Annotated in this window: 22 protein-coding genes; 1 reads left to right on the top strand and 21 read right to left on the bottom strand. The window is 32.0% G+C overall.

All coding sequences use genetic code 11. The features are described from left to right. Window positions 1-599 precede the first annotated feature (599 nt). From AC3WQX_RS00755 to graX, 5 genes are all read right to left on the bottom strand, one after another. Window positions 600-2,489, bottom strand: a complete 1,890-nt coding sequence (locus AC3WQX_RS00755) for an FtsX-like permease family protein (RefSeq protein ID WP_023350706.1) — start codon at window positions 2,487-2,489, stop codon at window positions 600-602. Beyond that, window positions 2,479-3,240 (bottom strand): ABC transporter ATP-binding protein VraF, encoded by a 762-nt coding sequence (vraF, locus tag AC3WQX_RS00750; RefSeq protein WP_002433512.1) that lies wholly within the window; start codon window positions 3,238-3,240, stop codon window positions 2,479-2,481. Before vraF ends, AC3WQX_RS00755 begins: the two co-directional genes overlap by 11 nt. Before the next feature lie 144 nt (window positions 3,241-3,384). Then, window positions 3,385-4,425 carry a histidine kinase GraS/ApsS gene (graS, locus tag AC3WQX_RS00745; RefSeq protein ID WP_002469826.1) on the bottom strand — a complete coding sequence of 347 codons (1,041 nt, stop codon included), beginning with the start codon at window positions 4,423-4,425 and terminating at the stop codon, window positions 3,385-3,387. Continuing rightward, entirely contained in the window at window positions 4,418-5,092 is a 675-nt protein-coding gene (gene graR, locus AC3WQX_RS00740; protein ID WP_002433229.1) for a response regulator transcription factor GraR/ApsR, read from the bottom strand. Before graR ends, graS begins: the two co-directional genes overlap by 8 nt. A 16-nt stretch (window positions 5,093-5,108) precedes the next feature. Continuing rightward, window positions 5,109-6,032, bottom strand: a complete 924-nt coding sequence (graX, locus tag AC3WQX_RS00735) for an auxiliary protein GraX/ApsX (protein WP_023350707.1) — start codon at window positions 6,030-6,032, stop codon at window positions 5,109-5,111. 120 nt (window positions 6,033-6,152) lie between these two features. Between graX and AC3WQX_RS00730 the strand changes: the two genes are divergently transcribed. After that, on the top strand, window positions 6,153-6,659 hold the full coding sequence (locus AC3WQX_RS00730) for a GNAT family N-acetyltransferase (RefSeq protein WP_002433205.1): 507 nt from the start codon (window positions 6,153-6,155) through the stop codon (window positions 6,657-6,659). A gap of 212 nt (window positions 6,660-6,871) precedes the next feature. On the opposite strand, the gene AC3WQX_RS00725 is transcribed toward AC3WQX_RS00730, so the two are convergent. From AC3WQX_RS00725 to tagG, 16 genes are all read right to left on the bottom strand, one after another. Beyond that, the gene (locus tag AC3WQX_RS00725) at window positions 6,872-7,921 is read right to left on the bottom strand and encodes an alpha/beta hydrolase (RefSeq protein WP_049326447.1); all 1,050 of its coding nucleotides are present in this window, start codon (window positions 7,919-7,921) and stop codon (window positions 6,872-6,874) included. A gap of 176 nt (window positions 7,922-8,097) precedes the next feature. Continuing rightward, a complete protein-coding gene (locus AC3WQX_RS00720) occupies window positions 8,098-9,165 on the bottom strand; it encodes a YkvI family membrane protein (protein WP_002433414.1) in 1,068 nt (355 codons plus the stop codon). 174 nt (window positions 9,166-9,339) lie between these two features. Beyond that, entirely contained in the window at window positions 9,340-9,840 is a 501-nt protein-coding gene (locus tag AC3WQX_RS00715; protein ID WP_002433134.1) for a hypothetical protein, read from the bottom strand. A 63-nt stretch (window positions 9,841-9,903) separates the two neighbouring features. Continuing rightward, complete coding sequence (gene dhaM, locus AC3WQX_RS00710) at window positions 9,904-10,281, bottom strand: dihydroxyacetone kinase phosphoryl donor subunit DhaM (RefSeq protein WP_002433105.1); 378 nt, start codon at window positions 10,279-10,281, stop codon at window positions 9,904-9,906. A 2-nt stretch (window positions 10,282-10,283) separates the two neighbouring features. Further along, window positions 10,284-10,859 carry a dihydroxyacetone kinase subunit DhaL gene (gene dhaL / locus AC3WQX_RS00705; RefSeq protein WP_023350709.1) on the bottom strand — a complete coding sequence of 192 codons (576 nt, stop codon included), beginning with the start codon at window positions 10,857-10,859 and terminating at the stop codon, window positions 10,284-10,286. Window positions 10,860-10,900: 41 nt separating this feature from the next. Continuing rightward, window positions 10,901-11,869: a dihydroxyacetone kinase subunit DhaK gene (gene dhaK / locus AC3WQX_RS00700; RefSeq protein ID WP_002433253.1), complete on the bottom strand. Its 969-nt coding sequence runs from the start codon at window positions 11,867-11,869 to the stop codon at window positions 10,901-10,903. A gap of 263 nt (window positions 11,870-12,132) precedes the next feature. Next, window positions 12,133-13,149: a FecCD family ABC transporter permease gene (locus AC3WQX_RS00695; RefSeq protein ID WP_023350710.1), complete on the bottom strand. Its 1,017-nt coding sequence runs from the start codon at window positions 13,147-13,149 to the stop codon at window positions 12,133-12,135. Further along, window positions 13,146-14,150: a FecCD family ABC transporter permease gene (locus tag AC3WQX_RS00690; RefSeq protein ID WP_023350711.1), complete on the bottom strand. Its 1,005-nt coding sequence runs from the start codon at window positions 14,148-14,150 to the stop codon at window positions 13,146-13,148. The genes AC3WQX_RS00695 and AC3WQX_RS00690 overlap by 4 nt, the downstream gene beginning before the upstream one ends. Window positions 14,151-14,177: 27 nt before the next feature. Beyond that, on the bottom strand, window positions 14,178-14,975 hold the full coding sequence (locus AC3WQX_RS00685; RefSeq protein ID WP_002433244.1) for an ABC transporter ATP-binding protein: 798 nt from the start codon (window positions 14,973-14,975) through the stop codon (window positions 14,178-14,180). A gap of 248 nt (window positions 14,976-15,223) precedes the next feature. Further along, on the bottom strand, window positions 15,224-16,057 hold the full coding sequence (locus AC3WQX_RS00680; RefSeq protein ID WP_002433225.1) for a YitT family protein: 834 nt from the start codon (window positions 16,055-16,057) through the stop codon (window positions 15,224-15,226). 873 nt (window positions 16,058-16,930) lie between these two features. Further along, window positions 16,931-18,160: a NupC/NupG family nucleoside CNT transporter gene (locus AC3WQX_RS00675; RefSeq protein ID WP_002433332.1), complete on the bottom strand. Its 1,230-nt coding sequence runs from the start codon at window positions 18,158-18,160 to the stop codon at window positions 16,931-16,933. A 299-nt stretch (window positions 18,161-18,459) separates the two neighbouring features. Next, on the bottom strand, window positions 18,460-20,187 hold the full coding sequence (locus tag AC3WQX_RS00670; RefSeq protein WP_023350712.1) for an ABC transporter ATP-binding protein: 1,728 nt from the start codon (window positions 20,185-20,187) through the stop codon (window positions 18,460-18,462). Window positions 20,188-20,542: 355 nt separating this feature from the next. Further along, complete coding sequence (gene tagD, locus AC3WQX_RS00665) at window positions 20,543-20,941, bottom strand: glycerol-3-phosphate cytidylyltransferase (protein WP_002433252.1); 399 nt, start codon at window positions 20,939-20,941, stop codon at window positions 20,543-20,545. A 125-nt stretch (window positions 20,942-21,066) separates the two neighbouring features. Next, window positions 21,067-22,134 carry a glycosyltransferase family 2 protein gene (locus tag AC3WQX_RS00660; protein WP_023350714.1) on the bottom strand — a complete coding sequence of 356 codons (1,068 nt, stop codon included), beginning with the start codon at window positions 22,132-22,134 and terminating at the stop codon, window positions 21,067-21,069. Next, window positions 22,131-23,225 carry a teichoic acid glycerol-phosphate primase TarB gene (gene tarB / locus AC3WQX_RS00655; RefSeq protein ID WP_002433353.1) on the bottom strand — a complete coding sequence of 365 codons (1,095 nt, stop codon included), beginning with the start codon at window positions 23,223-23,225 and terminating at the stop codon, window positions 22,131-22,133. Before tarB ends, AC3WQX_RS00660 begins: the two co-directional genes overlap by 4 nt. Before the next feature lie 170 nt (window positions 23,226-23,395). Continuing rightward, window positions 23,396-24,208 carry a teichoic acids export ABC transporter permease subunit TagG gene (gene tagG / locus AC3WQX_RS00650; protein WP_030059008.1) on the bottom strand — a complete coding sequence of 271 codons (813 nt, stop codon included), beginning with the start codon at window positions 24,206-24,208 and terminating at the stop codon, window positions 23,396-23,398. Window positions 24,209-24,495: the final 287 nt, after the last annotated feature.

Here is a 24,495-nt window from a genome sequence, read left to right as displayed (position 1 = left end):
AAATCCTCCATTTTGAGCGATTGTCACCAATCACATTCATAAATTTTTAATCCGTAAGACAAGTGGTTTAGGAACATATTTACAATTTTCAGAAAAAAAGTAGTAAGCAATACTCTTATTGTAAAAAATATGTAAATTAATTATAAAGTTAAAACAAGCTGATGTTCTTAAATATCCCGTTTTGTCCCTACTTGAAAATAGCACAAAATTTACATAACTACAATTCTATTTACAAATTCTTAACAAATAAGAAACTTAAACTTTACATATTTTCCTGAATAAGATGTTCATAGTCCTATTTTTAAATTAGTGATCAAATTCTAAAACGAAATTCTAATTTTAGAAATCAATCAAAAAATTAATTAGAGCGCTTAAATTCTACTCCATTACAAAGTTAACGATTTCTCTCTTAAAATTCAAATATTTATAAAATGATGCTAAACAATATTGATATGTAACTAAACATGCACTTCCAAATGCATTTATTTAAGCTATGTGATTTAAAAAGTAACCATTATCCATAAATTAAGGCTCAGCATCAAATTGTCTTGTGATGCTAAGCCTCATAAATCATAATATTCTATTCTATAATAGGTGAATTAAATTGAATGTCTAATTGTTCGCTTAGAATGATTATAGCCTATAATCGCGAACACTGCGTAAATACCTGTATATAAAGCCATAACAATAAATATAGGTAATTGATTAGTTACACCCATTAAATGCATGTAGGCAATCGACGCAAAATAACCATGTAATAACGCAATAATCAAAGGTAAACCGAAATTAAAAATGACTTTTAACTTCAACCCTTTTGCCATATCTTGATGCGTAAAACCAAGTTTTCTCAATATAGAATAGTTTTCTAACTCATCTTCAGTTTCATCAATTTGTTTAATATATATAATACAGCCAGCAGCAATTAAAAACGTTATTCCTAGGAATGATGTTACAAATAATAGTACGCCAGTTAAACTCGATATTTCACTTGCAGCTTCACTACGTGTTTCAATATCTTTACTAATACTTTGGACGATTTTCTCCAATTCAGGTAAGTCCTTTTTGTGTTTTATATCAAACCCATATTGAGATACAATATGTTTTCCTTTAGCGTGTTCTCTCAATCTCTGATAATCCTCATCATTTAACACGAGTGTTGCTCCACCTAAATCTACACTAGACATAAAGTAAACTTTATTAATTGCTTTTCTGAGTTTTACTTTAACATAATTATTTTTTGTACCTATAAGAGTTGAACCTTTACGATCAACTTTAACTACATCTTTAATTGAACCTCTAGGGACTATGATATCTGTTTGACCACTACCAATATTAACATTAGGGATGTATTTATCACTTGTTACAGCAATCACACTTGGCCTTGAAATACCTTCTGTAAACATATGATCTTTATACAAATGAGCATAGACAACTTCTTTATAATTATAGTAATGTTCAACGTTACGATTGTTTAATTCATATGCTAACTGATTTGCCTGCTTTTGACTTTTCAAAGTGACGTCATGAGGTGAACTTAGTAAGACTTCATTCGTTAAAGTACTTCTACTTAAAGCCGCAAAACATAGCACAGAAACTGTAATCGCCGACACAACTGCCATCACCGTTAATGAAAAAGCATTTTTTCTGATACGGTAAATGATAGATGATGTAAACATGACATCTGTCACACTGACATTGCCATTTCTAAAGTATTGTATAGTTTTTAAAATTAAAGATACCGTACTTCTAAAGAAAAAGTATGATCCTAAAACAGTTAAAAATAGAATAACGAAAGGTTGTAAAATTGAATCAACATTTTCAACTAATTTAGTTGATAAAAAGTATCCAACACAAATCATAATAATCCCAAGTAAACCTAAGATAACTTCACTCAATGTAATTTTAGTATCATTTACTTCTTTTTTAGTAAAATCATGTGCAAGCTCATGAATCGAACGTTTACGTATAAAAATGTAACTTTGAATAATAATAAGTATATACGCTACCAAAATGAGTAAAAGAGTCTCTAACACTGCATGAAAATTAAAAATAATAGACACACTAATATTTATGCCCAGTAATCGAAGCACAATCATTAAAAGTATTTTCGAACCAAAAATACCTACAGCAATACCAATAATTACTGTTATTACAAATGTCATTAATTGCTCAAGCATAATCATTCTCATTATGTTTGATCGCGTTAGTCCTATAATTTGTAAAAGTGAAAGCTCACGCCCTCGTCTTTTCATAAATAAAAAATTTGCATAAAGTAGAAATACAATAATAATTATAAAAAGAAAATAACTACCAACTTGAGAACCTTCTTTAATAATCGGGTAGGATTGATTTCCATGAAGATGGTGAGCATATTTTAATGTAACAAAACTAAAATATAATACCACGCTTATAATTAGTGATAATAGATAAATGGCATAACGCGCAATATTTTGCTTAAAGTTTTTAAAGATAATCTGATTAAAACTCATAATTTACTCCACCAAGTACACTTTGTGTTCTGATAATTTCTTTATAAAAAGTTTGTTTATCATCATCACCTTGATATATTTCAGTAAAAATTTGTCCATCTTTTAGCATAACGACTCTATTTGAGAAACTTGCTGCAACTGGATCATGCGTAACCATAATAATCGTTGTTTGAAATCTTTCATTCATATAGGTCAATCTTTTGAGTAGGTCTTGAGTACTTTTAGAATCCAAAGCTCCTGTTGGTTCATCAGCAAATATAATTGAAGGTAAATTAATGAATGCTCTTGCTGCAGAAGTACGTTGACGTTGGCCGCCAGATAACTCGGATGGATATTTATCACTAATATCACTAATATTTAACGCTTCAACAATTCGATTATAACGTCTAGCCATTTCTTCTTTTCCAACTTTTTGAACAGATAAAGGTAGCATAATATTCTCTTTTACCGTTAAAGTATGTAGGATATTATAATCTTGGAAGATAAAACCAATATCTTTTTTTCTTATTTCAGAAAGTTGCTTATTAGATAATCTTTCTAATTGTTTACCATTCAATGTAATTGAACCTTTTGTCATATAATCAATTGAGCTTAGGACATTTAACAATGTTGTCTTCCCTGAACCAGATGGTCCCATAATTGAGATGAATTCGCCTTCATCTACACTCAAATTAATATCTTTTAATACTTCTTGAGCTACATTTTTACTTCCATATATTTTTGACAATTGTTTAACTTCTAATATAGTCAAATCATCACTCCTGACTTACTTTAAACATTTATGCTCTCTAATTCAGCCAAAGCTAAACAAGTTCAAATTATCATCACTTTATACACTTATATTATAACGACTAAAAATTACAATTGTGATAATTGTAAGTAACAAAACGCATGTTTAAAATGACAATCTTGTCACTTTAGACATGCGCTCTACAATTTCATTTTGTTGAGGGAAAATTAAATAAAATGTAGTGCCTTCGCCTACTACAGACTTAACCTTCACGCCAATGCTCAATTGATCTTTAACACTATTCACTAAATATAACCCCATCCCCGAAGAAGCTGTTTCATTTCGATTAAGAGTAGATGTGAATCCTCTATCGAATATACGAGGTAAGTCTTTCTTACTTATTCCTCTTCCATGGTCTTTAATTTTTAGAACAACGTGACCATTTTTCATATAACTTGATAATTCAATTGTAGTATTATCACTATATTTCAATGAATTAGATAAAATTTGTCTAATCATCATTCTGCACCATTTCACATCTGTAAACACTTTATCGACATCTTCAAAGTCTAGATCGAATCCTATCCCTTTCGCTTGACTGATATGACGTGTTAATTGTATTTCATCAATCACCATACGTTTTAACTCCACATGATCGAAGTACATATCACGATTCTTTGATTCTAAACGCGTTAAATATAATTGCTTATCTAACATCTCATTAATTCTCGACCACTCAAATAATAACGCTTTTTTACGTTGTTCATCGGTTTCTTGATCGATTAATAATTTCATTGCTGTCACAGGTGTTTTAATATCATGTACAAACTCTGTGATTGTTTGTTCATGGTTATTAATTTGTAATTGTTGCTCAACGACCTGATCTTTTTGTGCTGTGATATGACGATATAAGTAATCAATTGTTAGTTGTTGAAATGGCGTTTCCGCTAAATCTTTATGTTTGATTTCCTCTATTTCTTTGTTTTTATAAAAGTGCTTTGACAAGCGGACTTCCTTTACGAAAGTAAATATTAAGAAAAGGACACTTAATCCTAGATTGAGCACAACAATATAGCCTACACTCTCAACTGAAATATCATAATCAATGTAGGCGATACCCAACATAATTACATTTAAAAATATAATCCATAGTATCCAATTACTCCGAGACCTAACAAATAACCAAAACCATTTAAAGTTATTCATGAGCCATATATCCTTTACCGACTTTCGTCTCTATCGCATCATCCATACCAATTTCTGCCAATTTTTTTCTAAGGCGATTCACGTTAACGGTAAGTGTATTATCACTCACAAACGCTTCATCATCCCATAGTGCTGTAATCAACGTATCTCGTGTCACAATTTGATTCTTTTTATTAATAAGCATCTCTAAAATAATCATCTCTGTCTTAGATAAGAAGATTGTTTTGTCGGCTTTTTGAATGCTATCTTTTGATAAATCCACTACAGTATCTTGCCAATTTAAAGTGCGTTTCTCTTCGACGCCAAATTCATAGACACGTCTATAAATAGCTTGTAACTTCGCAATAAGTACATTAGTATAGAAAGGTTTTTGCATGTAATCATCTGCACCGAGTTCCATACTCATAACTTGATCCATTGGATTATCTCTTGATGAGAGGAATAAGATAGGAACATTTGATTCTTGTCTCATTTTTCTACACCAATAAAACCCGTCATATTTAGGGAGTTGAACGTCTAGAATAACGATTTCTGGATTAAATCTCTCAAAAGTGTCCATTACATTACCAAAATCTTCCACACCTACTACGTTGAAATCCCATTGCTCTAATTCTTTTTTTAATTCTTGAAATAGCGTATTGTCATCTTCGACCAATAGTATTTGCATAACAAATCACCTGAAATTATTTAGTATATTTAAATTTCTCACCTGATTGAACACGTCCTTGAAAATGCTTAATCCTGCAATCAATCTCAAACCCTCGCATAAGTAAACCTTGAATAGGTGCTTGAATAAAGTAATAAATCGGCCAGAATAATTTAGGTATATAATCATATAAGTGAACCATCACTAAAGACGTTCCTTTAAGAAGTCTAAATTCTAACTTACCTTGCTTTTTAAGATTGGGTTTGGCTAACTTACCACCAACAAGATGTAACGTAATGATATCTTCGGCAGTCTGTTTTTTCTTAAAAATTGCTAAAGGTTTTCTACTATTTTTACGATAAATAATATAATCTTCATCTTCTTTTTTGGTATGTACAAACGTACCTTTAGTTTCATCTAACCATTGACTATAGTAGTCTACAAGTTGATTCAAAGTCCACTTTTTCGGCAGGACCATTTTCATCGCTGTACGAACATCATCATATTTGGAAGTTTGTAATTCAACATTAATATGCGGACGTTTCACTTCTACATTTGTACATTCTACAGGAGCACCATAAGCGCCTAATCTTTCCATCGTTTCATTGTCGTGACGACTTCCAGGTATATAAATTAATTTTTTAATTTGATTTATTGCTGCTGCTCTACCAAAGTTATCTGCAGCTATTAAATTTAAATCACGAGCGGTTGCTTGAGTTAGTTTTGCAGAGTTTTTAGTTGGATCTAAATAAAACACAGCTACATCCATGCCTGCCATAGATTGAACTACATTTTCATAATTAAAAATATCACTCTTCAACCATGTAATCTCTTCTGTAGATCCTTTATCAGGTTTAGGATATTTAGATAATGCGTAAAGCTCAGCATCTTTTTCTATTACTCTACTCAAATATTTACCGATATAGCCGGTTCCACCTGCAAGCAAAACTTTAGGCTTCATGGTTATCGACTCCTTAACTTTTTCTAATAATTAATAAAATATCACTGATTCAAGCATAAAACTCTAAACTATACTATAATGAAGGAAACTATTTACTTAATTGAAAAATGGAGTGTTTTCATGGCCCACGTAATTCGTGAGATTAGTATAAAAGACGTTGAAAACTTTATAGATTTGTTAAGCAAAATTTATGATGAATCAGATTTTACGTTTTATAATCCTGGTGAGTATTCACCAAGCATTGCTTCTGTTAGTCAAAGTTTAGAAAGTTACATCACAACACCTTCAAAAGCAATTTTTGTAGCAGAAAGTGACGAACAACTCGTTGGCTACGCATTTGTGAATACAGAGACTTTCGAACGTACACAACATGAGGCTGTAGTCTATCTTGGTGTAAAAAAGTATTATCAAAAACATGGTGTTGGTCAAGCGCTCATCAATTCAATCGAAGCTTGGTCACTTAATCATAATATTAGACGCATAGAAGCTACAGTTGTCACTGAAAATTCGCGAGCTATTGAACTTTTTAAAGGTACAGGTTTCACTATCGAAGGTGAACTTAAAGATAAACTTTTTATAAATGGTCGTTATTTCAATGAGTACGTAATGGCTAAAATATTAAATTAATTTTTAGTCTTATTTTAAATTTTACCACATATTACAAGTTTTAAATAATAACTATAAGTTGTGAATTTGACTCTTTTACTTGAGTTTTATTCTGAACCAAAATTTCTTAGTGAGTATTTAAAAACTATATGCATTCATACCTTATTTAATTGATAAAATTAAAGGCAAATCGTTAGGCTTTAAACTAACCTTAACGATTTGCCTTCTTTATATTATTCAAATGGATATAGCGATACACTATTATTTGTTTGATTACCGGATTTCACATCTGTTGATTCTCCACTTTCAACGCCGGAAGATGAAGTATTTCTACTTAAAAATAACAATACTTTTTTAATATTCTCTTTTGATTCTGGTTTATCTATATGAAACTGATATTGATGATGTAAATGGTGTGTTCCATCATAAAATAGCGTATCTACAGGTACATTTTCTGATTTAAGTGCTTTATAGAATTCTTCATTTTGACTATAAAATGGATCAGCATCTCCAACTGATAAGTAAGTTGGTGGATATTGTTTAGTGACTTGATTTATCGTCGACATTTGAGATAAATTCTTAAAATTAGTTTCCCAGTTATTCATGCCTGTATAGCTTTTCATAAATAATTGAATTCTTGGAAATTCTGTTGCCTTCACTGTTTTCATATCATAGAAACCACCAAAGAATATAGCCGCTTTGATTTGTGATGGCTTGAATTGTTGTTTGAAATTCATTTCTTTGCGTAAACTTTTATTAGTTTGCATTGCAACGTACTGACTCGTTAATTGAGCTCCTGCTGAATCACCACCAATAACAACTTGGTTGAAATCAATGGGTAGTTCGTGTTTATTCTGCTTTATAAATTTAACTGCCTCATTCATTTGCACTAACGGTGTTGGATACTTATATTGTGGAGCTAACGCATAATTCACATTTACTACAATATATCCTTGTTCAGCTATTTTAGACAGAAGTGGATTCTTATATTGCTTATCACCTGCTATAAACCCACCACCATGCATCCAAAAAATTACTGGCAATTTGGTATCTTTACTCATATCAGAAGGCGTAATAATATCTAATTTACTATTAGGTAATCCTTCGCCATAAGAAATATTTTGAAATAATTTCACGTTCTTATTATTAATTTGAACATGCTCTCTACCTTGTTGTTTTTCCTGTCCTTTATCATAGTGATTTTTCAAAAGAAAACCCAAGACGATTGCAATGATTATGACGATGAATAACGTTATCAACAACCATTTATATTTTTCTTTCATTATTGGTAATCCTCTCAAATCATGACTTCTTTCAATAATTTATATCTTAGATGACTTAGGTCATTAACTTTTTCTGAAAAATAAAGAAAAAGCAATTCACCTTTTAATTGAAAGATGAATTGCTTTTAAGATTAAATCAATCATTTTAAATTGTAAAGTGTATACGAAATGACAACTTATGCAATGTGTTTCTTGTCATCATTTTTACGTTTGAAGTACTTGATTAGTACTGCTACAACGATAAACATACCAACAACGCCCATAAATTTATATAACACGTTGATTAAATCTGCGAATCCTACGAAACTTAAAACATAAGCTGCAATCATCATAATAATGATAAAGATATGATATTTCTTGCTATATGGTTCAGTAAAACGTGCCGCGAATGAATAACAAAGTCCTAAAATAGTGTTATACATTACAGCTAACATAATAACAGTTAATACTAAACCAATCCATGGATTAATTGAGTTGGCTAAGTCTAATGTAGGAATATCTGCGTTTTTAATTTTTGGATATTCTGTTTGTAGTGAAAAGTTAATTAGTGCAAGTAAGATGGTATAAATAACGCCACCGAACATCGCACCAGCACCTGAAACTCTACGCTTAGACGCATCGCCACCAATAGCAACGACTGTACTAAAGCCAACTGCAAAAGCAAGACCTCCGTATACAAGTCCCCAGAATATACCTTTCCATGCACTTGTTTCTGGTACTGTATTATTTACTTGGGCAATTGAGATATCACCAGTAAATAAATAATAAACTGCAATAAGGATAACCATTATAATTAGAAATGGTGTAACAATCCCTAAAGCTCTAACAATCTTATTAAAATCTAGTAATAATGTTAAATAAATTACAATTGTCATGATCAAGGCGCCTAGCCAAGTAGGTATATGAAAGCTTTGGTTAAACGTTGATCCTGAACCGGCAATCATTGTTACAGCGATACCAAACAAGAAGAAGACTAGAATATAGTCAAATACTTTACTAAATTTCTCACCAAATACATATTGTAAAGTAGATTCATGATTGGTAGCTTCGAAGGCTGTACCAATTTTAGCTACTTGTCTACCGATAAATCCTAGAATGAAACCTGAGATTAAAACACCGATATAAGACCATAAACCAAAAGGTGTAAAGAATTGCATAACTTCTTGACCAGTTGAGAATCCTGCCCCTACAACGATGCCGACATAAGCAAATCCTATTTTTATTGCTTCTTTATTCAGCCCCATTTAAAAAATTACCTCCTTAGATTTTCACAGTGAGAATTATAACGTACTGTTTTTTATTTTCAACCCCACCTATTAGACTTATACATTAATGCATAAAAGTAGGGAAATTTGTATAAAAATAGCCATTAAAGTGTGGTAACTCTAATGGCATTATAAAGAGATAAATACGTTTAACTAACGTGCATCTCTATGTTTGTTTAATTCATTAATATCGACAACAATGTTGTCCATACGTTTTGCAGTGTCTTTAAGCACATTACGTGCTACATTATTATTAGGATCAAGTTTAAGAATACGTTTAGCTACATCAAATGCTTTCTTATCAGAAATAACAGGCTCTGGAATTGCGTGAAGCAATAGCATTTGTAGTAAACTTTTAACTTCATTTCCGTTAGTGAGTTTTATGGAAGACTCAGCATGATAGTATGCAGAATCTAAAGCACCTTCGTATTCACTCATCGGATAAACAAGTAGTAAGAATGCTAAATCATGCAATTCAGATGTTTCTTCATTTCTAATTAAATCTAAAATGCATGTATAAAACATCATACTCTCTACTTCATGAGCGCTAGAAATATATGCCTCTTCAAATTCCATAAAATCTGTTTCGGACATTAATTGTCGTATCTGCTCGAATTCGCCATTCAATACATGTCTCTTTATAAGGTGTTGCATGGCTATGTCCTCCTATTATCCAGATTTTATTTAACAATTATAACTATAATATCATAATTTTAGTTAATTTTCACTTGAAAAAGACGTACGATAAACTTCTTCAATTGCTTCTTCAACACTACCACCAGTAGACAGCTTAACAGACGCAGTAAAACTACCTTCAACGAGTGGCGCATTAACTTTTAAAACTTGATGGTCGCCTTCATACATTTCTATTGCCATGTCTAAATTCATCTCAGCAGATCCTAGATCAAAAAAGCATAACGCATCGTCTTCTAAATGATTGATTGCATCTTGGATGCTATTAAAAGAAGTACCTATACCACCATCATCTGTGCCACCACATGCTAAGACGTCAACGTCACTCACCATTTGTTCAAGCAATTGTTTAGTCCCGTTTGCGATATCAACACTATGACTTACTAACACTATTGTAGGCATATTTACTCATCTCCTATTAAAGCATTAAGTATATAAACCATACTTTGTGCACCCGGATCAATGTAACCTTTAGAATCCTCTTTAAAATAAGCAGCTCTACCCTTCGTCGCTGTCATATCTTTAGTATCGTCAGCATAACCTTGTAATTTATCTAAGGTCACTTTTTCATCATGTTGTAGCGCTTCGCTTGCCCTTTCGACAACATCATACATAGTCTTTTCATTTAATTCAACTTTACCTCTTTGAGCTATTGCATCTGCAAATGTTTTTAATAATACTTTTAGGTTATCCTTATCGATTTCATCCTTAACAACACTAGACATTTTGACAAAACTAAAGCCATATAATGGTCCGGATGCTCCGCCAATGTTAGACATCAATGTCATTCCAGTTGATTTAAACAATGAAGCCATATCTTTATCATCGATATTATCTTTCAAATGAGAGAAACCTCTTTCCATGTTTACGCCATGGTCACCGTCACCTATCGATCTATCTAAATCGGTCAATTCTGATTCTTTATCTTTAAAAGTATCCGCTAAACTTAATAATTGAGTTTTCATTTGTTCTACATTCATAGCTAACACCTCTATATTGTATATTTATTCACAATTATTTTTTATGAGTTAAAATAACGACTTGTTGTAGGTGCTAAAAATGCTGTTAACCACTCTTCATTAGCAGGAACTAATGTGATAGAAAAGCCTTGCATATCAAGTGATGTCATAAAATCACCTACATACCAATGTTTTACCCCATAATGCTTCTTATCAAATAAATCTTTGAGATATTTAGTTACAATATTGAGTTCAGATAGTGGTGTGCCACCCATACCATTAACCATTACTATAAATTCTTCTCCTGATATTTCTTTATCTAATTCTTCTACTAATGTTGAAACAATTTGATCTACTGGTTGTATAGCTTCACGATGCAAACCTTTTTCACCATGGATGCCGATACCAATCTCCATTTCATTGTCATCAATATCAAACCCATATTGACCTGTGGTTGGAACCATAGGAGGTGTTAAAGCCATACCAATTGTTTTTATTTCAGACATCATTAACTCTACTTTTTCTTTTATTTCAGTTAATGGTACTCCTTTTTCAGATAAAAAGCCTGCATACTTATGAATTAAAACTGTACCAGCTACACCTCTTCTTTGTTCTGGCGTACTAATCGCAATATCATCTCTAACTATTACTGTTTCAACTTGAATATCTTCCATTTCAGCCATTTCTTGGGCCATTTCAAAGTTCATCACATCACCAGCATAGTTTTTAACAATGAGTAAAACACCATCACCAGTGTGAACGGCCCTAATAGCTTCTAAAATTTTGTCTGGAGTTGGAGAAGTAAAAACTTCACCACAAACTGCAGCATCAAGCATACCTTGCGCGACATAACCAGCATGTGCAGGTTCATGACCGCTTCCACCTCCTGATACAAGTGCTACACCATTTTGTTTTTTATCTTTTCGTACTACAACTGTATCTTCAATTACATCTAATTCAGGATTTGCTACTTTTAAGCCATCTAACATATCACTTAAAAACTGTTGTCTATCTTTTATTAATTTCTTCATAAAAAATCCCTCCTTATCAATTTATCATCAGTATAAAACAGCTTTATAGACAATCGCTAATATTAAGTGTGTCTTCAATAAAATGTTCACAAATCATGTTTACTAATTAATAAGAGGGTTCATACTTATATATTAAAAAAAGCCTTTAAATGAATGTTCACTCTAAAATCCATCCATTTAAAAGCTTTATATTATGCATTATTTTAAGAAATATAAATACGCTCGATATTCAAATTTAATATTTTACCTATCACTTAACTAATCTATACACTTTTTGTTCTATACATTAGGTATAAGAAGTAGGGTGCCCCTATAATAGCAACTACTATACCTGCAGGAACGCCAGACGGTTGGAGAATAACCTTTCCTAAAGTATCGGAAAAAACAAGTAAAAATGCACCAACTAATATGGCAATTGGTAAAAAAAGTTGATGTCTAGGGCCCACTATACGTTTGGCTATATGTGGCCCCATCAAACCAATAAATGAAATTGCACCAGCAACCGCAACAGCGACTGAAGATAAAATAACTGCTACAAAAAATAACACTATTCTCTCACGTTCAACTTTAACGCCTAACCCCTTAGCAACATGTTCATGTGTATTAATAATATTTAATTCATTTGATTTAAATAACAGATATGGCACGATAATAATCATCCAAGGAATAAATGCAAGAACAAATGTCCAATCATCTCCCCAAATATTACCAGCAAACCAAGTTGCCATAAATTCTGATTGATCTTCATCAAACTTTGACATCAGGGTAATAGAGCCTCCATATAATGCCGTTTGCATACCTACACCTATTAATACCATGCTGGCAGGGGTTAACCCACTATATTTATTTACACTAAAAATAAATATAACTAAAGCTGTAGCGACACCACCAACTAAACTAATTATAGGTAAAACATAAACGAAATTATCCGGTTTAACTTGTCCAATTGCTACAAATAATGCTATCGCAAAGCCCCCGCCTGCATTAATTCCTAAAATACCAGGTTCTGCTATAGGATTTTTAGTAACACTTTGAACAACGGCACCACTCATACTTAGCGCTGCACCTGCTAAAATTGTAATCAACATGCGAGGAAGTCGGAAATCTATTAAAATAAGCGAGTCCGTATCATCACCCTGACCAATTAGAGTTTTAAAGAAATTTGGCACAGGTATTTTATATTCCCCTGAAGCAATACTCCAAGTACATGCTGCAAATAGTAATATGGCAAATACGATAAAAGTAAGGATTTGTTTACGTCTTAAATTCGGATCAATCATATTGAACGTCCTCCTTTTTTAACAAGGTATAAAAAGTAAGGTACGCCAATAAACGAAATAATTGCTCCTACCGGGGCTTCGCCTAGTAGTCTTGCAATCATGTCAGCAACTAATACTAATACACCACCAAATATTGCAGTCAGTGGGAGCACTTTTGAATAATCTGTACCTATAATAAAGCGAACAATGTGAGGTACCATTAAGCCTACAAAAGCAATTTGTCCAACCATTGCCACAGCAACGCCAGCGAGTATCATTGATAAAACTAAGCTTAGTCCGCGAATCATAGAGACATTTTGGCCTAATCCCTTAGCAAGTGATTCACCTAAATTCAAAATAGTAAGTTGCTTGCTAATAACTAAAATAATAATTAGCGTAACGATAATTATTGGGCCACTCCTTATAAGTTGTCCCCATGTTGTACCTGATATTCCCCCAGCACTCCAAAAAGTTAGAGATTGATTTAACCTAAATATAAGAGCGACACCTTGACTTAGTGCAGTTAATAACGCACTTATAGCTGCACCAGCTAAGATAATACGCATAGGATTAAATCCATCACGCCTAGACCGCCCAATCATTAACACGATGAAGCCACCTAAAAGTGCACCTAAAAATCCAGATATCATTAATAATAAAAATGGTGCCTCAGGATAAAAAGCATAGGTCATTGCCAAACCAAACGTTGCACCTGAGTTTAGTCCAATTAAACTTGGATCAGCAAGCCCATTCTTAGTTACACCTTGAATAACAGCACCAGCTACAGCTAAAGCCATCCCTACAAGAATTGCACCTAAATCTCTAGGTATTCTAATTTCACTTATGATATTATGATTTTGATTTTTAGGGTTATAATTGAAAATTGCATCAAATATAGTAGGAATATCAACATGTGCTTTCCCAAATAAAATAGAAAGAAATAGTGCTAGTATTAGCACTATTACTCCCCCTATTAAAAGCGATATAAACTTAAAGTTTTCATTTTTCTTTTTTTCTAACATTGTATTTTTAATCCTTTGTCTTCTCTTTTACGAGTAAGTCTTACTAAACAAATCATAAGTAACAAGTAGAGGTTTACCAGTACGAGGATCTTCATCTAATACCACATCGATATTGAATACTTTTTCTAAATTATCTTTAGTAAGTACTTCTTGAGTTGTACCATTTGCTACAATATTGCCATCTTTCATAGCAATTAAATGATCCGAGAAGCGAATAGCTTGGTTAATATCATGCAATACCATTACAATCGTACAACCTTGCTCTTTATTTAATTTCTGTACAAGTTCAAGTATTTCTAATTGATGACAAATATCTAAATAAGTTGTAGGTTCATCTAAGAATATAATATCCGTACGTTGTGCTAATGCCATTGCAATCCAAACACGTTGTCTTTGACCACCACTTAAATCATTGATTGAACGATGACGGAATTCACTAGTACCAGTAACTGATAATGCCCAATCAATTTCTTTTTTATCTTCTGCTGTTAAACGGCCAAAGCCCTTCTGATGCGGAAAACGTCCGTATGATACGAGTTCACCTACCGTTAAACCGTCAGCAACTTCAGGTGATTGCGGAAGTATCGCAATCTTCTTAGCAATTTCTTTAGTTGATTGAGCATGGATACTTTTACCATCTAAATGAATTGCACCTTCTTTAATAGACAACAAGCGTGATAACGCTTTAAGCAATGTAGATTTGCCACAACCATTAGGTCCGATTATAGAAGTCACTTTACCATCTGGGACCTCTACGTCTAAATTATTAATAATCGTAGTATCACCGTAACCAATTTTAACTTGTTCACCGTTTAAACGACTCATAATTCCCCTACTTTCATCTAAATAATACATTTTATATCGTAAAAACATTGAATTTATTTTTTCGTGTTTATTATTTCATTATTAATCGTAATTGATAATCATTATCATAGATATTATTATAACATCTATAGCTTTTAATGACTAACAGATATTTTTATTAATCGGTTAAATCATTTATTTTGAAAAGTAACGATGAAAAGCGGGACAGAAAATCTTTCTGTCCCGCTTTTTCACTAAATAATTTAATATTATTCATCTAGTAAGAAACCATTACCATACACATCTCTTACATCATGAATAACTAAAAATGCTTTTTCATCAATATTTCTAATAATACGTTTAGCACGTGAGACCTGAGTTTTAGAGATAACTACATATAACACGTCTTTTTCTTCACGTGTATAATACCCATGACCATTGAGTATTGTTAAACCTCTACCAACTTGTTCATCAATGGCTTTAGCTACCTCATCGGGCGTACTCGAAATAATAGTCATTGCTTTCTTTGTATTTAAACCCTCGATCACATATTCCATGACTTTAGTACCTATATATAAAGAAATAATAGTTACTAAAGCCTTATCTAATGAAATTTGAGTTAAAGAAATTAATACCACAAGTAAATCGAAGAAAAGCAAAGCATATGGAGTACTGATATCTAAATATTTATTTACGATTCTAGCTAATATGACAGTACCAGCAGTTGTACCTCCAGCTAATACTATGACTCCGATACCCACACCGACACACGTACCACCAAAAACTGCGTTAACAATCACATTACCTGTATGCACGTGCCATGACTCAGTTAGATCTAAAAAGATAGACATTAAAATAGTTGCTACAACTGTTAAATACATACTACGTTTACTTAAAAACTTATAGCCAATGATGATTAATACAGCATTAACCACAAAGTTTGTAATTGCAGGTGATAAATGAAATGCGTAATATAATACAATTGCTATACCGGTAACTCCTCCCTCACCTAAGTTACCAGAAATAATAAAAGCATTAACTCCTGCTGAGAAAATGAATGAACCAGCAATAACTAATAATATATCTCTGATTGTTCTTTTCATTCAACCACCCCTTTATTTTCTCTTAATATAAAAATGGTAGCACAAGCGTGTAATATTCTACAACACTACTTCAACAAAATCTTTTATATTTAACAAAGTCATTGATTAAATAATGTAAAAAATTATATTTTTACTGTTATTTCTCTCTCAACTAGCATTTGCTTATTCATAAAACACCAATCGACGAACAAATTAAAATATTCTGAATTTTTAATTTACTTATGACATAAGTTCTGCTATAATTATTTTAACTTCTTGAAAGAGAAGTTATCTCCTTTGTGTTGTTTATAGTAACAAAACAAATTTTGCTCGAAGTACTGTGACAGTACCTAGTCCTTACCGTTACAAGTACATTAATATTCATTTCCCATAAAAGCCAAGTATAAGAAGTGTCTCCTCACTTTCTATGCTTGGTTTTTATCATTTCAAAGAGCTTTTCAGCCTCCTATTAAATAATAAAAAGGATTGTTCCAACAATTTCTCTAACATGTTGCGAAATATTTTTTAGGGAGATAAGAACTGAAGTTTTTATTAATCGTGTAAATTGAGTCTTATTATAGTTTTTTATTCATAAGGCATCTCGGTAATTCAGTTTAGTGAAGTTTATTCAATGATAGGAAAGTGCCTTATATTTTAAAGTATATCGATGTGAAATTACATGGTAATATGTAGTATCTTTGACGAGATTCCTGAAGGAGCAGTCCCAGTCCTAAACCTAGATTGAGACGGACACACTGCGACACGAAACCATACTATACGAAGTAATGAATATAAAAGTAGCAGTAAAATGATTTTAATTAGAAATCATTTTACTGCTACTCTTTTAGGGAATCATGTCCCAGACGCTTAGAAAAATTAAATTCTTAAATTTAATTACCATGCAAATAATCCAACAAATGCTGCAGTTAGTAATGATACTAAAATACCTGCCAATAACATCATTGGTACGTATTTGGATACAAAATCTGATGTTTTCTTATCAACAATTCCTTTTAATGTACCTACAATCATACCTATAGTTGAGAAGTTAGCAAATGATACTAAGAATGTTGAAATCACTGCTCTATGGTGTGGTGAAAGTGAATTGACTTGCTTAGAAACTTCACCCATTACTACAAATTCGTTAGTAACAATTTTTTTAGCCATTTGTTGAGCAACTTCCCACGCTTCATTCCAAGGCAATCCAAGTAATAAAGCGAATGGATACATAAATACCCCTAAAATTTGATTTAATCCAAAGCTACCTTTCCAACCAAAACCATGGGCAATTAACCCAGTGATTAGATGAATAAAGCGATCAATTAAATCAGCTAACGCTACGAAACTAATCACAAATGCGATGATAATAAGCACTAGCTTACCAGCTGCTAAAACTGAATCTCCTAAGAAAGAGAAGAATGGTTGGCGCTCTTCTTGATGATCTTTTATACTATAAATAACGTCTTCTTTTTCCTCTACAGATACTGGATTCAGTATAGATGACACGATAATCGCGTTAATTATGTTTAGAGGAATAGCTGTCAAAACGAGCTCGCCAGGTATCATTTGAACATAAGCACCAACAATAGCCCCTGAAACGGAACTCATCGACATCATAGCCAAAGTTAATACACGCATTTCATTCATGCGTTTCAGTTGTTCATTGGAAACTGCTAAGGCTTCAGTATTTCCTAAGAACATCATTTCCACACCAAAGAATGATTCAAATTTTGGTTGACGAGTAATCTTAGCAAGTAACCAACCAATACCCCCAATAATTTTTGGAAGTATATTAAAGTACATTAAAATATCAAATAACGGTACAACTAATAAGATAGGAAATAACGCGCTAATAGCCATATCCATCTGCTTTCCAGTAGTGAAACTAGCGAACGCGAATCCAGTTCCTTTGTGCGCAGATTCTATCACCCATGCTATCCCATTTGCCGCACCTTTGACTCCATTTCTTCCCCATGGAAAATAAATAAAGAACCATGCTAAAAACAAATTCAAGATGACTAAAATCAGTATCGATTTCCATTGAATATTTTTACGATTCCTTGAAAATATAACCGCTATACCCAAAAATACGATTAACCCAATGATATTAATTAGTAAAAACATTTGGCACCTACCTATTCATGTATTTTCATAAAATTATTTAAACATCCAATATAAATAGTAGTAAGACTACAAAACTCTACAAGAAGGGCTTCTAGATTTGAACTTTATATCATTTAAATCGTTTAAATCCGGTCATAACCCGTACTTTATAACATTATGTATATCTAACGTTCCACTTCTTACAAGAGACATTATACCACTTGTAAATTTAGGTTAAAATAATGGTTTTACGAATATTTCACAATATTTAGGAGGAGATTAAAAAACACGCCCCACATTATAGTGGAACGTGCTATAACTTAGTCTGATAATTTTTGAGATGTGACAAAGTTTTTATATTTTTCATGAGATGCCATTAATTCACCATGAGTACCTTTACCAGTGACTTGACCTTTATCAATAAAGATAATTTGTCCTGCTTTCTTAATAGTGGAAAGTCGATGAGCGATGACTACTGTTGTTCTACCTTCCATTAATGTCTCAAGCGCTTCTTGAATTTTAACTTCACTTTCACTATCTAAATTGGCAGTAGCCTCATCTAATAGTAAAATATCTGGGTTCTTAACAAAGCTTCTCGCAATATCAATACGTTGACGTTGACCACCAGATAATTTAAGGCCTCTTTCACCAACCATAGTGTCATAGCCTTCATCAAATTGCATGATGAATTCATGACAATTCGCAAGTTTAGCATATTCAATTAATTCATCATCTGTTACTTTCCTATTGATACCATATAATATGTTATCTCGAATTGAACCACTCATCATTGAGTTAGATTGCATAACGTAACCAATCTTATTACGCCATTTAGACAATGGGATATCATATATACTGCGATGATTATATTTAATGTCTCCATTTTCAATATCATACATACGTTCAATTAAATTGAAAATTGTACTTTTACCTGAACCTGAAGGTCCCACAAAGGCACTTACTTTGCCTTGAGGTATATTAAACGTAACATCGTTCAAGATTTTCTTAACATCATATTTGAAATCCACATTTTCAAAGCTTAGCTCTCCATCTTCAACGATTTCATCTTTAGATTCAGATAAAGCTTCAGTTGGTTCAATTGGTTCTTGCATGATTTCATGTATACGCTGACTTGCACCGACAGCTCTTTTATAATCAGTCACCAACGTAGATAAATTAATTAAAGGCATTGAAAGTTGAATAACATAGAAAATCATAGCGATTAATGTACCTGGCGTAATAGCACCTGTACCAATTTCTAGTGCACCGAAGCCTAAAATAATCGCAATTGTAAGTAACATAACTACACCTGAAATTGGTTGCACAATGGCTGAAATTTTAGCCTGCTTTAAGCCAAGATTGTAAATCTTTTTCAAATTAATATGTGCATTGTCTAGCTCTAATCTTTCAGTATTAGAAACCTTAACCAATCTCATTTCCGTAAGCACACGACCGAGCAAACCACTAAAATTAGCGATTTCAGATTGCGTATTTGTAGAAATCTTTTGCATTACTCGACCTAGTGGAATCATGATAAAAACAAATATAGGTATCGTAATAAATGTAAGTAATGTTAATTTCCAATCCATTATAAATAACATTATTAAAGAACCTATTAAAGTTAATACTGATGGTAATAAATTAGGCAATTTTTGAGATATAAATTCATTAATAACCTTTGTGTCATCAGTAAGACGACTCATTAACTGACCACTTTCGTTTTTATCAAAGAACGGCATTTTTAATTGGATGATATGTTCCCATAATATAGAACGAATGGCATAAATAATTTTCTCACCAATTTTACTAAGTAAATAAAGTCCTACACCACTTAGTAACGCGTTAACTAAGAAAATTGCGCCAAAAATTCCTATCATGCCCCAATTAATACTACTTACAGAGAATTTATCTACAATTCGTCCTGTAAATAATGGCACTAATAGCCCACTCAAACTTCCTAACGAAGTAATAATAACCGCTGCAATGATTAACCCATATGGCCATGAAAGCCTCTTAAATAAGAAAAATAAAGGGTTTTGTTGTTTCATAATTTTACCTCGTCTTAAATTGTCATATTTTCATTTTGCTCAATCATACTATAAATCCATTTCTACCCCAAATAATAATACACTTTACAATCTTTTAAATTACAAAAATGATTTTACATTATTAAATATATTAAATAAAAAAGATTAACAAGTCCTGTAAAATAATTCTTAAAAATTCCCTTTATCTTAAGCTATTTACGTTCATTATAACTTTGTACTTCGCATTAAGTATTATAACACCTTTTAGTTCAACTGACGAAGGTCCACGCCTATAATTTTACGCAATAATCATTTAATTCTTATACACAAAATATGCGTGCTACTCTCAGTAACACGCATGTAAATAGATTTAAAATTATTTAGCATCTTTTCCATATAATTCTTGTTTAATCTTAGTTGTTGAGATACCCTCTGTACGATTAAGATAAATCACTTCGCATTTATCTTTTAAGAAATCAAATTCGCCTTCCCAATCGTGACCCATAACAAAGACATCAACTTCAAAACGATCAACATCTTTTTCTTTTTGGCCCCATCCTTCTTCAGGGATTACTAAATCTACATAACGAATAGACTCTAACATCATTTTACGTTGCTCATAATCATAGTACGACTTTTTATTTTTTATTTGGTTGAATTCATCTGTAGAGAGCGCCACGATAAGATAATCGCCCATTTCACGTGCTCTTCTCAGTAATTCGATATGACCATAATGTAGTAAATCATATGTACCATAAGTAATTACTCGTTTCATGATACGTATTCTCCTTAACTTAAAATTTAATAAAAATTTACAATCTTAATGTAGCATAAATATTCCACCCTTACCATTAATTCAATATAAGATAAGGATAATTTTATACAAATTTTCTTATTGCATTATTTCTTATTTAACATGCGTTTTAATGATTGCTTCCCTGAAAATGATGCACGTCTAGGAAGTACTGAAACTTTAAAACGTAAATAACCAGGTCGACCTATACCAACACCTTGTAATGTCTTTCTCCATTGTTGATATAACGTTTTCGTCCAATTTGTTGCACTTTGCTCAACAGCTCTTACAATTCTAAACATTGCATTCCCTGAGTAATGGGTATGTTGCATAGCTTTGATATAAGTCGTAACACTATCCATGAACGATTGAGTCATTTGACTATTCTTCATTAAATGCGCTTGTATTAAATAACTTACGATAAGATTATCCATACGATAACTGTAGTATGTCTTTTCCTCAATGAGTAACAATAACTCCATGACACGTCGACGCACTTTTAAAGCGTCCTTCATATAAGGGAGAAATGTATCAGCACGTTGAGCTGTAACTGACCCTTCTCTTTCATTATATCCATAAACAATATTTGGTATAAGTTGAATATCTCTTGCTTTAGAAAATGCTCTCACAATAAACGTGTGTTCTTCACAGAATACGACATCCTCATCAAAACGTAATCCTGCATATTTGGCACTAAATAATTTGGCGCCAGGACCTATCGACTGTAAAATTTCAGGCTTGCGATCAAGCGTGACTAACTCATCCAATACAATATCATCATGTGTCGGAATCACTTTCCAATCACCATTGATACCTCTGCCCATTTGTCCTATAACTACATCAGTCTCTTCATTTTTTTGAAATGCTTCAACCATTAAATCAATTCTACTAGGTAAGAACTCGTCATCAGCATCTAAAAATAGAAATCCTTCAACGTCATCTGACATTGCCTCTAATCCAACGTTTCTACTACGTGCTGCACCTTGATTATCTTGATTAATCACTTTAATATTTTTGTGTTCTTTCTGAAGTTCTGTAAGCACGCGTTTTGTATTATCGGTCGAACCATCATTTACGCAGATAATTTCATAATCTGACTTACTATCCACAGAAAGTATTGCTCGTTTTATAGTATCTTCAGCATTATATACCGGAATAATGATTGCTAATTTCATAATTTCACCAACTTATTTATAAAATTGACTAACTCGTTTAAACTTTCTTTCGTATTATATCGATGCCAAGTATTAAATAATGATTGTAGTGGTACATCATTCTCTTTAAGTGCTTGAATTAAACTATTTTCATCAGTAAATTTGTAGTCATTTGGAATCTCATAATAAAATGAATTCAATCCTCTAACATTTTCATATTCTTTCTCATCATAGTTATAGAATAAGGTAGGTTTATTGAGCAAACTTGCTTCAATTGGTAGCGAACTATAATCACTAATAATGACGTCTGCCATAATCATTAAAGAAGATATATCAATATCTTGTGATGATTGTCGATTTCTAATCGAAGGGTGCAAATGGCTTAATAACGTATAATTAGGTAGGTTTTGTTCAAACTTCTCTTTATTTATAGTCCTATTTGCAATTTTAGATTCCCTATACGTAGGCACGTATACCGCTAATTTATCTTTAATATGATACTTCGCTTTCAAACTACGTTGTGCTTCTTCTATATCCATATTTAAATATTTTACTAATCTAGGAAGTCCAAACTTTAACATTTGATCAGGACGTGCTTCAAATGATTCCTTAAAGCACTGAGCCATCTCTTCTCCACCTATTAAATAATAGTCTGTTGCATCGTAAACACGCTTATATTGTTTAACCATTGTTTGATTATTCATGTCCACCTGATGGTCGGTCAAACCGAAATCTTTGAGCGCTCCCGCTGCATGCCAAGTTTGAATGACAGCTTGCCCTTTCTTTTTATGATATCCGCCCATCATAAGATAATACGTGTCAATAATAATGACTTTAGCTGAGCTTAATGCCTTAATATGGCTAATCACATTTTTATTTCCTGCAGGTATGAATGTTATATTTTTCAAGTTTTTTAAATGCGCTTGATCCTTCATTTTTCCAATAACTGTAATATCGTACTTCTGTTGACTTAATGCTTCAATTATTGGAAACACATCTTGTTTAAAGGTCATCATAACGACTATATGATTTCGGTTTATTTTCTTAGGTTTAAATATAAAATTTAACACCTTAATTATAAACATATATATTTTTTTTATTAGAATTCTCATGTTTTCACCGTCTTTATTTACTCAATCGTATTATTAAATTATAAACGATTCTCTCTTCCTTAGAAAATGATAATAGTATCTTTGATGCTCATTAAAAAGTTGTAGTGTGTGATTTTATTTTTCAAAAATAAAACCTTGATCCAGAGTGGACCAAGGCAAGGTATAAATCTTTATAAGAAATCAGCAAAATGATCTCTATAACGTTTATGAAGAATAGAGCCAATAACAAAGAACAAAATAATAATACAAATGTTATATAACATCAATTTCCAATGATCGATAAAGTACCATTGATGGAATAAAATTGCCGCACGATATGATTCGGCAATAAAATAAACTGGGTTGAACATCATAATTTGATGTATAACACCACTCACACCATGATTTTTAGGTACCCATAAAATTGGAGACATATAGAATAATATTCTCATGAGTGCTTGCATTATCATTTGTGTATCCCTTACAAGTATTCCTAGCGTTGACGTTAACAAGGCTACGGATGAAGTTAATAAAAATGCAAAAGGTACATAAATTAATAATTGAACAATATGAATACTCGGTATAATTCCTTTAAACATACATGCGATGATAATAATTGCTAACAATCCTAAATGACCGTAAAATCTGCTAGTTACAATGTACGTGGGAATAATAGATAATGGAAAATTCATTTTAGCAACTTGATTAAATTTTTGTGAAATTGATTTGGTACCTTCAAGAACACCTTGGTTAATGAAAAACCACATACTAATTCCCACTAGCAACCAAAATACAAATGGGATACCATGTATTGGTGCGTTACTTCTAATTCCTAAACCAAAAACTAGCCAGTAAACCATAATTTGTAGCGCTGGGTTTAAAATTTCCCATGCCATTCCTAAATAGTTACTGTGATTTGAGATTTTAATTTGAAATTGTGCCAGTCTTTGAATTAAATAGAAGTTTTTGAGGTGTTCCTTTAAAACAGTTCCAACTGCTGACATTAAACCCAACCACGCTTTCTCATGCAATAGAAATCTATCTATTGTAAAACTTTATTAAATAGTCTTTTAAACTTATGTTTTGTAATCATTTTATTCAGAATAATAGCTTATTGTTTATTACAAGCATATTATATTATACAATCATTATCGTTAAAAACAGTAATGATAATATTTAACTTTTATGTGAAGTATGACAAAGGTAGTATTTTCACATTTAATAATTTTAACAAAATCTTCTATTCACTTTACACTAGGTTAATAAATTTAACAACTGATGTGTTGTATAT

The organism is Staphylococcus sp. FW104-15G4D (assembly GCF_058790135.1).
The sequence above is the reverse complement of the archived record's forward strand: the minus strand, read 5'-3'. Positions and strand labels throughout refer to the sequence as shown.

What these genes read in the sequence shown, in the direction of transcription:
- AC3WQX_RS00755 (WP_023350706.1), bottom strand. Translation starts at nt 2,489, where the DNA reads ATGAGTTTTAATCAGATTATCTTTAAAAACTTTAAGCAAAATATTGCG.
- graS (WP_002469826.1), bottom strand. Translation starts at nt 4,425, where the DNA reads ATGAATAACTTTAAATGGTTTTGGTTATTTGTTAGGTCTCGGAGTAAT.
- graR (WP_002433229.1), bottom strand. Translation starts at nt 5,092, where the DNA reads ATGCAAATACTATTGGTCGAAGATGACAATACGCTATTTCAAGAATTA.
- graX (WP_023350707.1), bottom strand. Translation starts at nt 6,032, where the DNA reads ATGAAGCCTAAAGTTTTGCTTGCAGGTGGAACCGGCTATATCGGTAAA.
- AC3WQX_RS00730 (WP_002433205.1), top strand. Translation starts at nt 6,153, where the DNA reads ATGGCCCACGTAATTCGTGAGATTAGTATAAAAGACGTTGAAAACTTT.
- AC3WQX_RS00725 (WP_049326447.1), bottom strand. Translation starts at nt 7,921, where the DNA reads ATGAAAGAAAAATATAAATGGTTGTTGATAACGTTATTCATCGTCATA.
- AC3WQX_RS00720 (WP_002433414.1), bottom strand. Translation starts at nt 9,165, where the DNA reads ATGGGGCTGAATAAAGAAGCAATAAAAATAGGATTTGCTTATGTCGGC.
- AC3WQX_RS00715 (WP_002433134.1), bottom strand. Translation starts at nt 9,840, where the DNA reads ATGCAACACCTTATAAAGAGACATGTATTGAATGGCGAATTCGAGCAG.
- dhaM (WP_002433105.1), bottom strand. Translation starts at nt 10,281, where the DNA reads ATGCCTACAATAGTGTTAGTAAGTCATAGTGTTGATATCGCAAACGGG.
- dhaL (WP_023350709.1), bottom strand. Translation starts at nt 10,859, where the DNA reads ATGAATGTAGAACAAATGAAAACTCAATTATTAAGTTTAGCGGATACT.
- dhaK (WP_002433253.1), bottom strand. Translation starts at nt 11,869, where the DNA reads ATGAAGAAATTAATAAAAGATAGACAACAGTTTTTAAGTGATATGTTA.
- AC3WQX_RS00695 (WP_023350710.1), bottom strand. Translation starts at nt 13,149, where the DNA reads ATGATTGATCCGAATTTAAGACGTAAACAAATCCTTACTTTTATCGTA.
- AC3WQX_RS00690 (WP_023350711.1), bottom strand. Translation starts at nt 14,150, where the DNA reads ATGTTAGAAAAAAAGAAAAATGAAAACTTTAAGTTTATATCGCTTTTA.
- AC3WQX_RS00685 (WP_002433244.1), bottom strand. Translation starts at nt 14,975, where the DNA reads ATGAGTCGTTTAAACGGTGAACAAGTTAAAATTGGTTACGGTGATACT.
- AC3WQX_RS00680 (WP_002433225.1), bottom strand. Translation starts at nt 16,057, where the DNA reads ATGAAAAGAACAATCAGAGATATATTATTAGTTATTGCTGGTTCATTC.
- AC3WQX_RS00675 (WP_002433332.1), bottom strand. Translation starts at nt 18,160, where the DNA reads ATGTTTTTACTAATTAATATCATTGGGTTAATCGTATTTTTGGGTATA.
- AC3WQX_RS00670 (WP_023350712.1), bottom strand. Translation starts at nt 20,187, where the DNA reads ATGAAACAACAAAACCCTTTATTTTTCTTATTTAAGAGGCTTTCATGG.
- tagD (WP_002433252.1), bottom strand. Translation starts at nt 20,941, where the DNA reads ATGAAACGAGTAATTACTTATGGTACATATGATTTACTACATTATGGT.
- AC3WQX_RS00660 (WP_023350714.1), bottom strand. Translation starts at nt 22,134, where the DNA reads ATGAAATTAGCAATCATTATTCCGGTATATAATGCTGAAGATACTATA.
- tarB (WP_002433353.1), bottom strand. Translation starts at nt 23,225, where the DNA reads ATGAGAATTCTAATAAAAAAAATATATATGTTTATAATTAAGGTGTTA.
- tagG (WP_030059008.1), bottom strand. Translation starts at nt 24,208, where the DNA reads ATGTCAGCAGTTGGAACTGTTTTAAAGGAACACCTCAAAAACTTCTAT.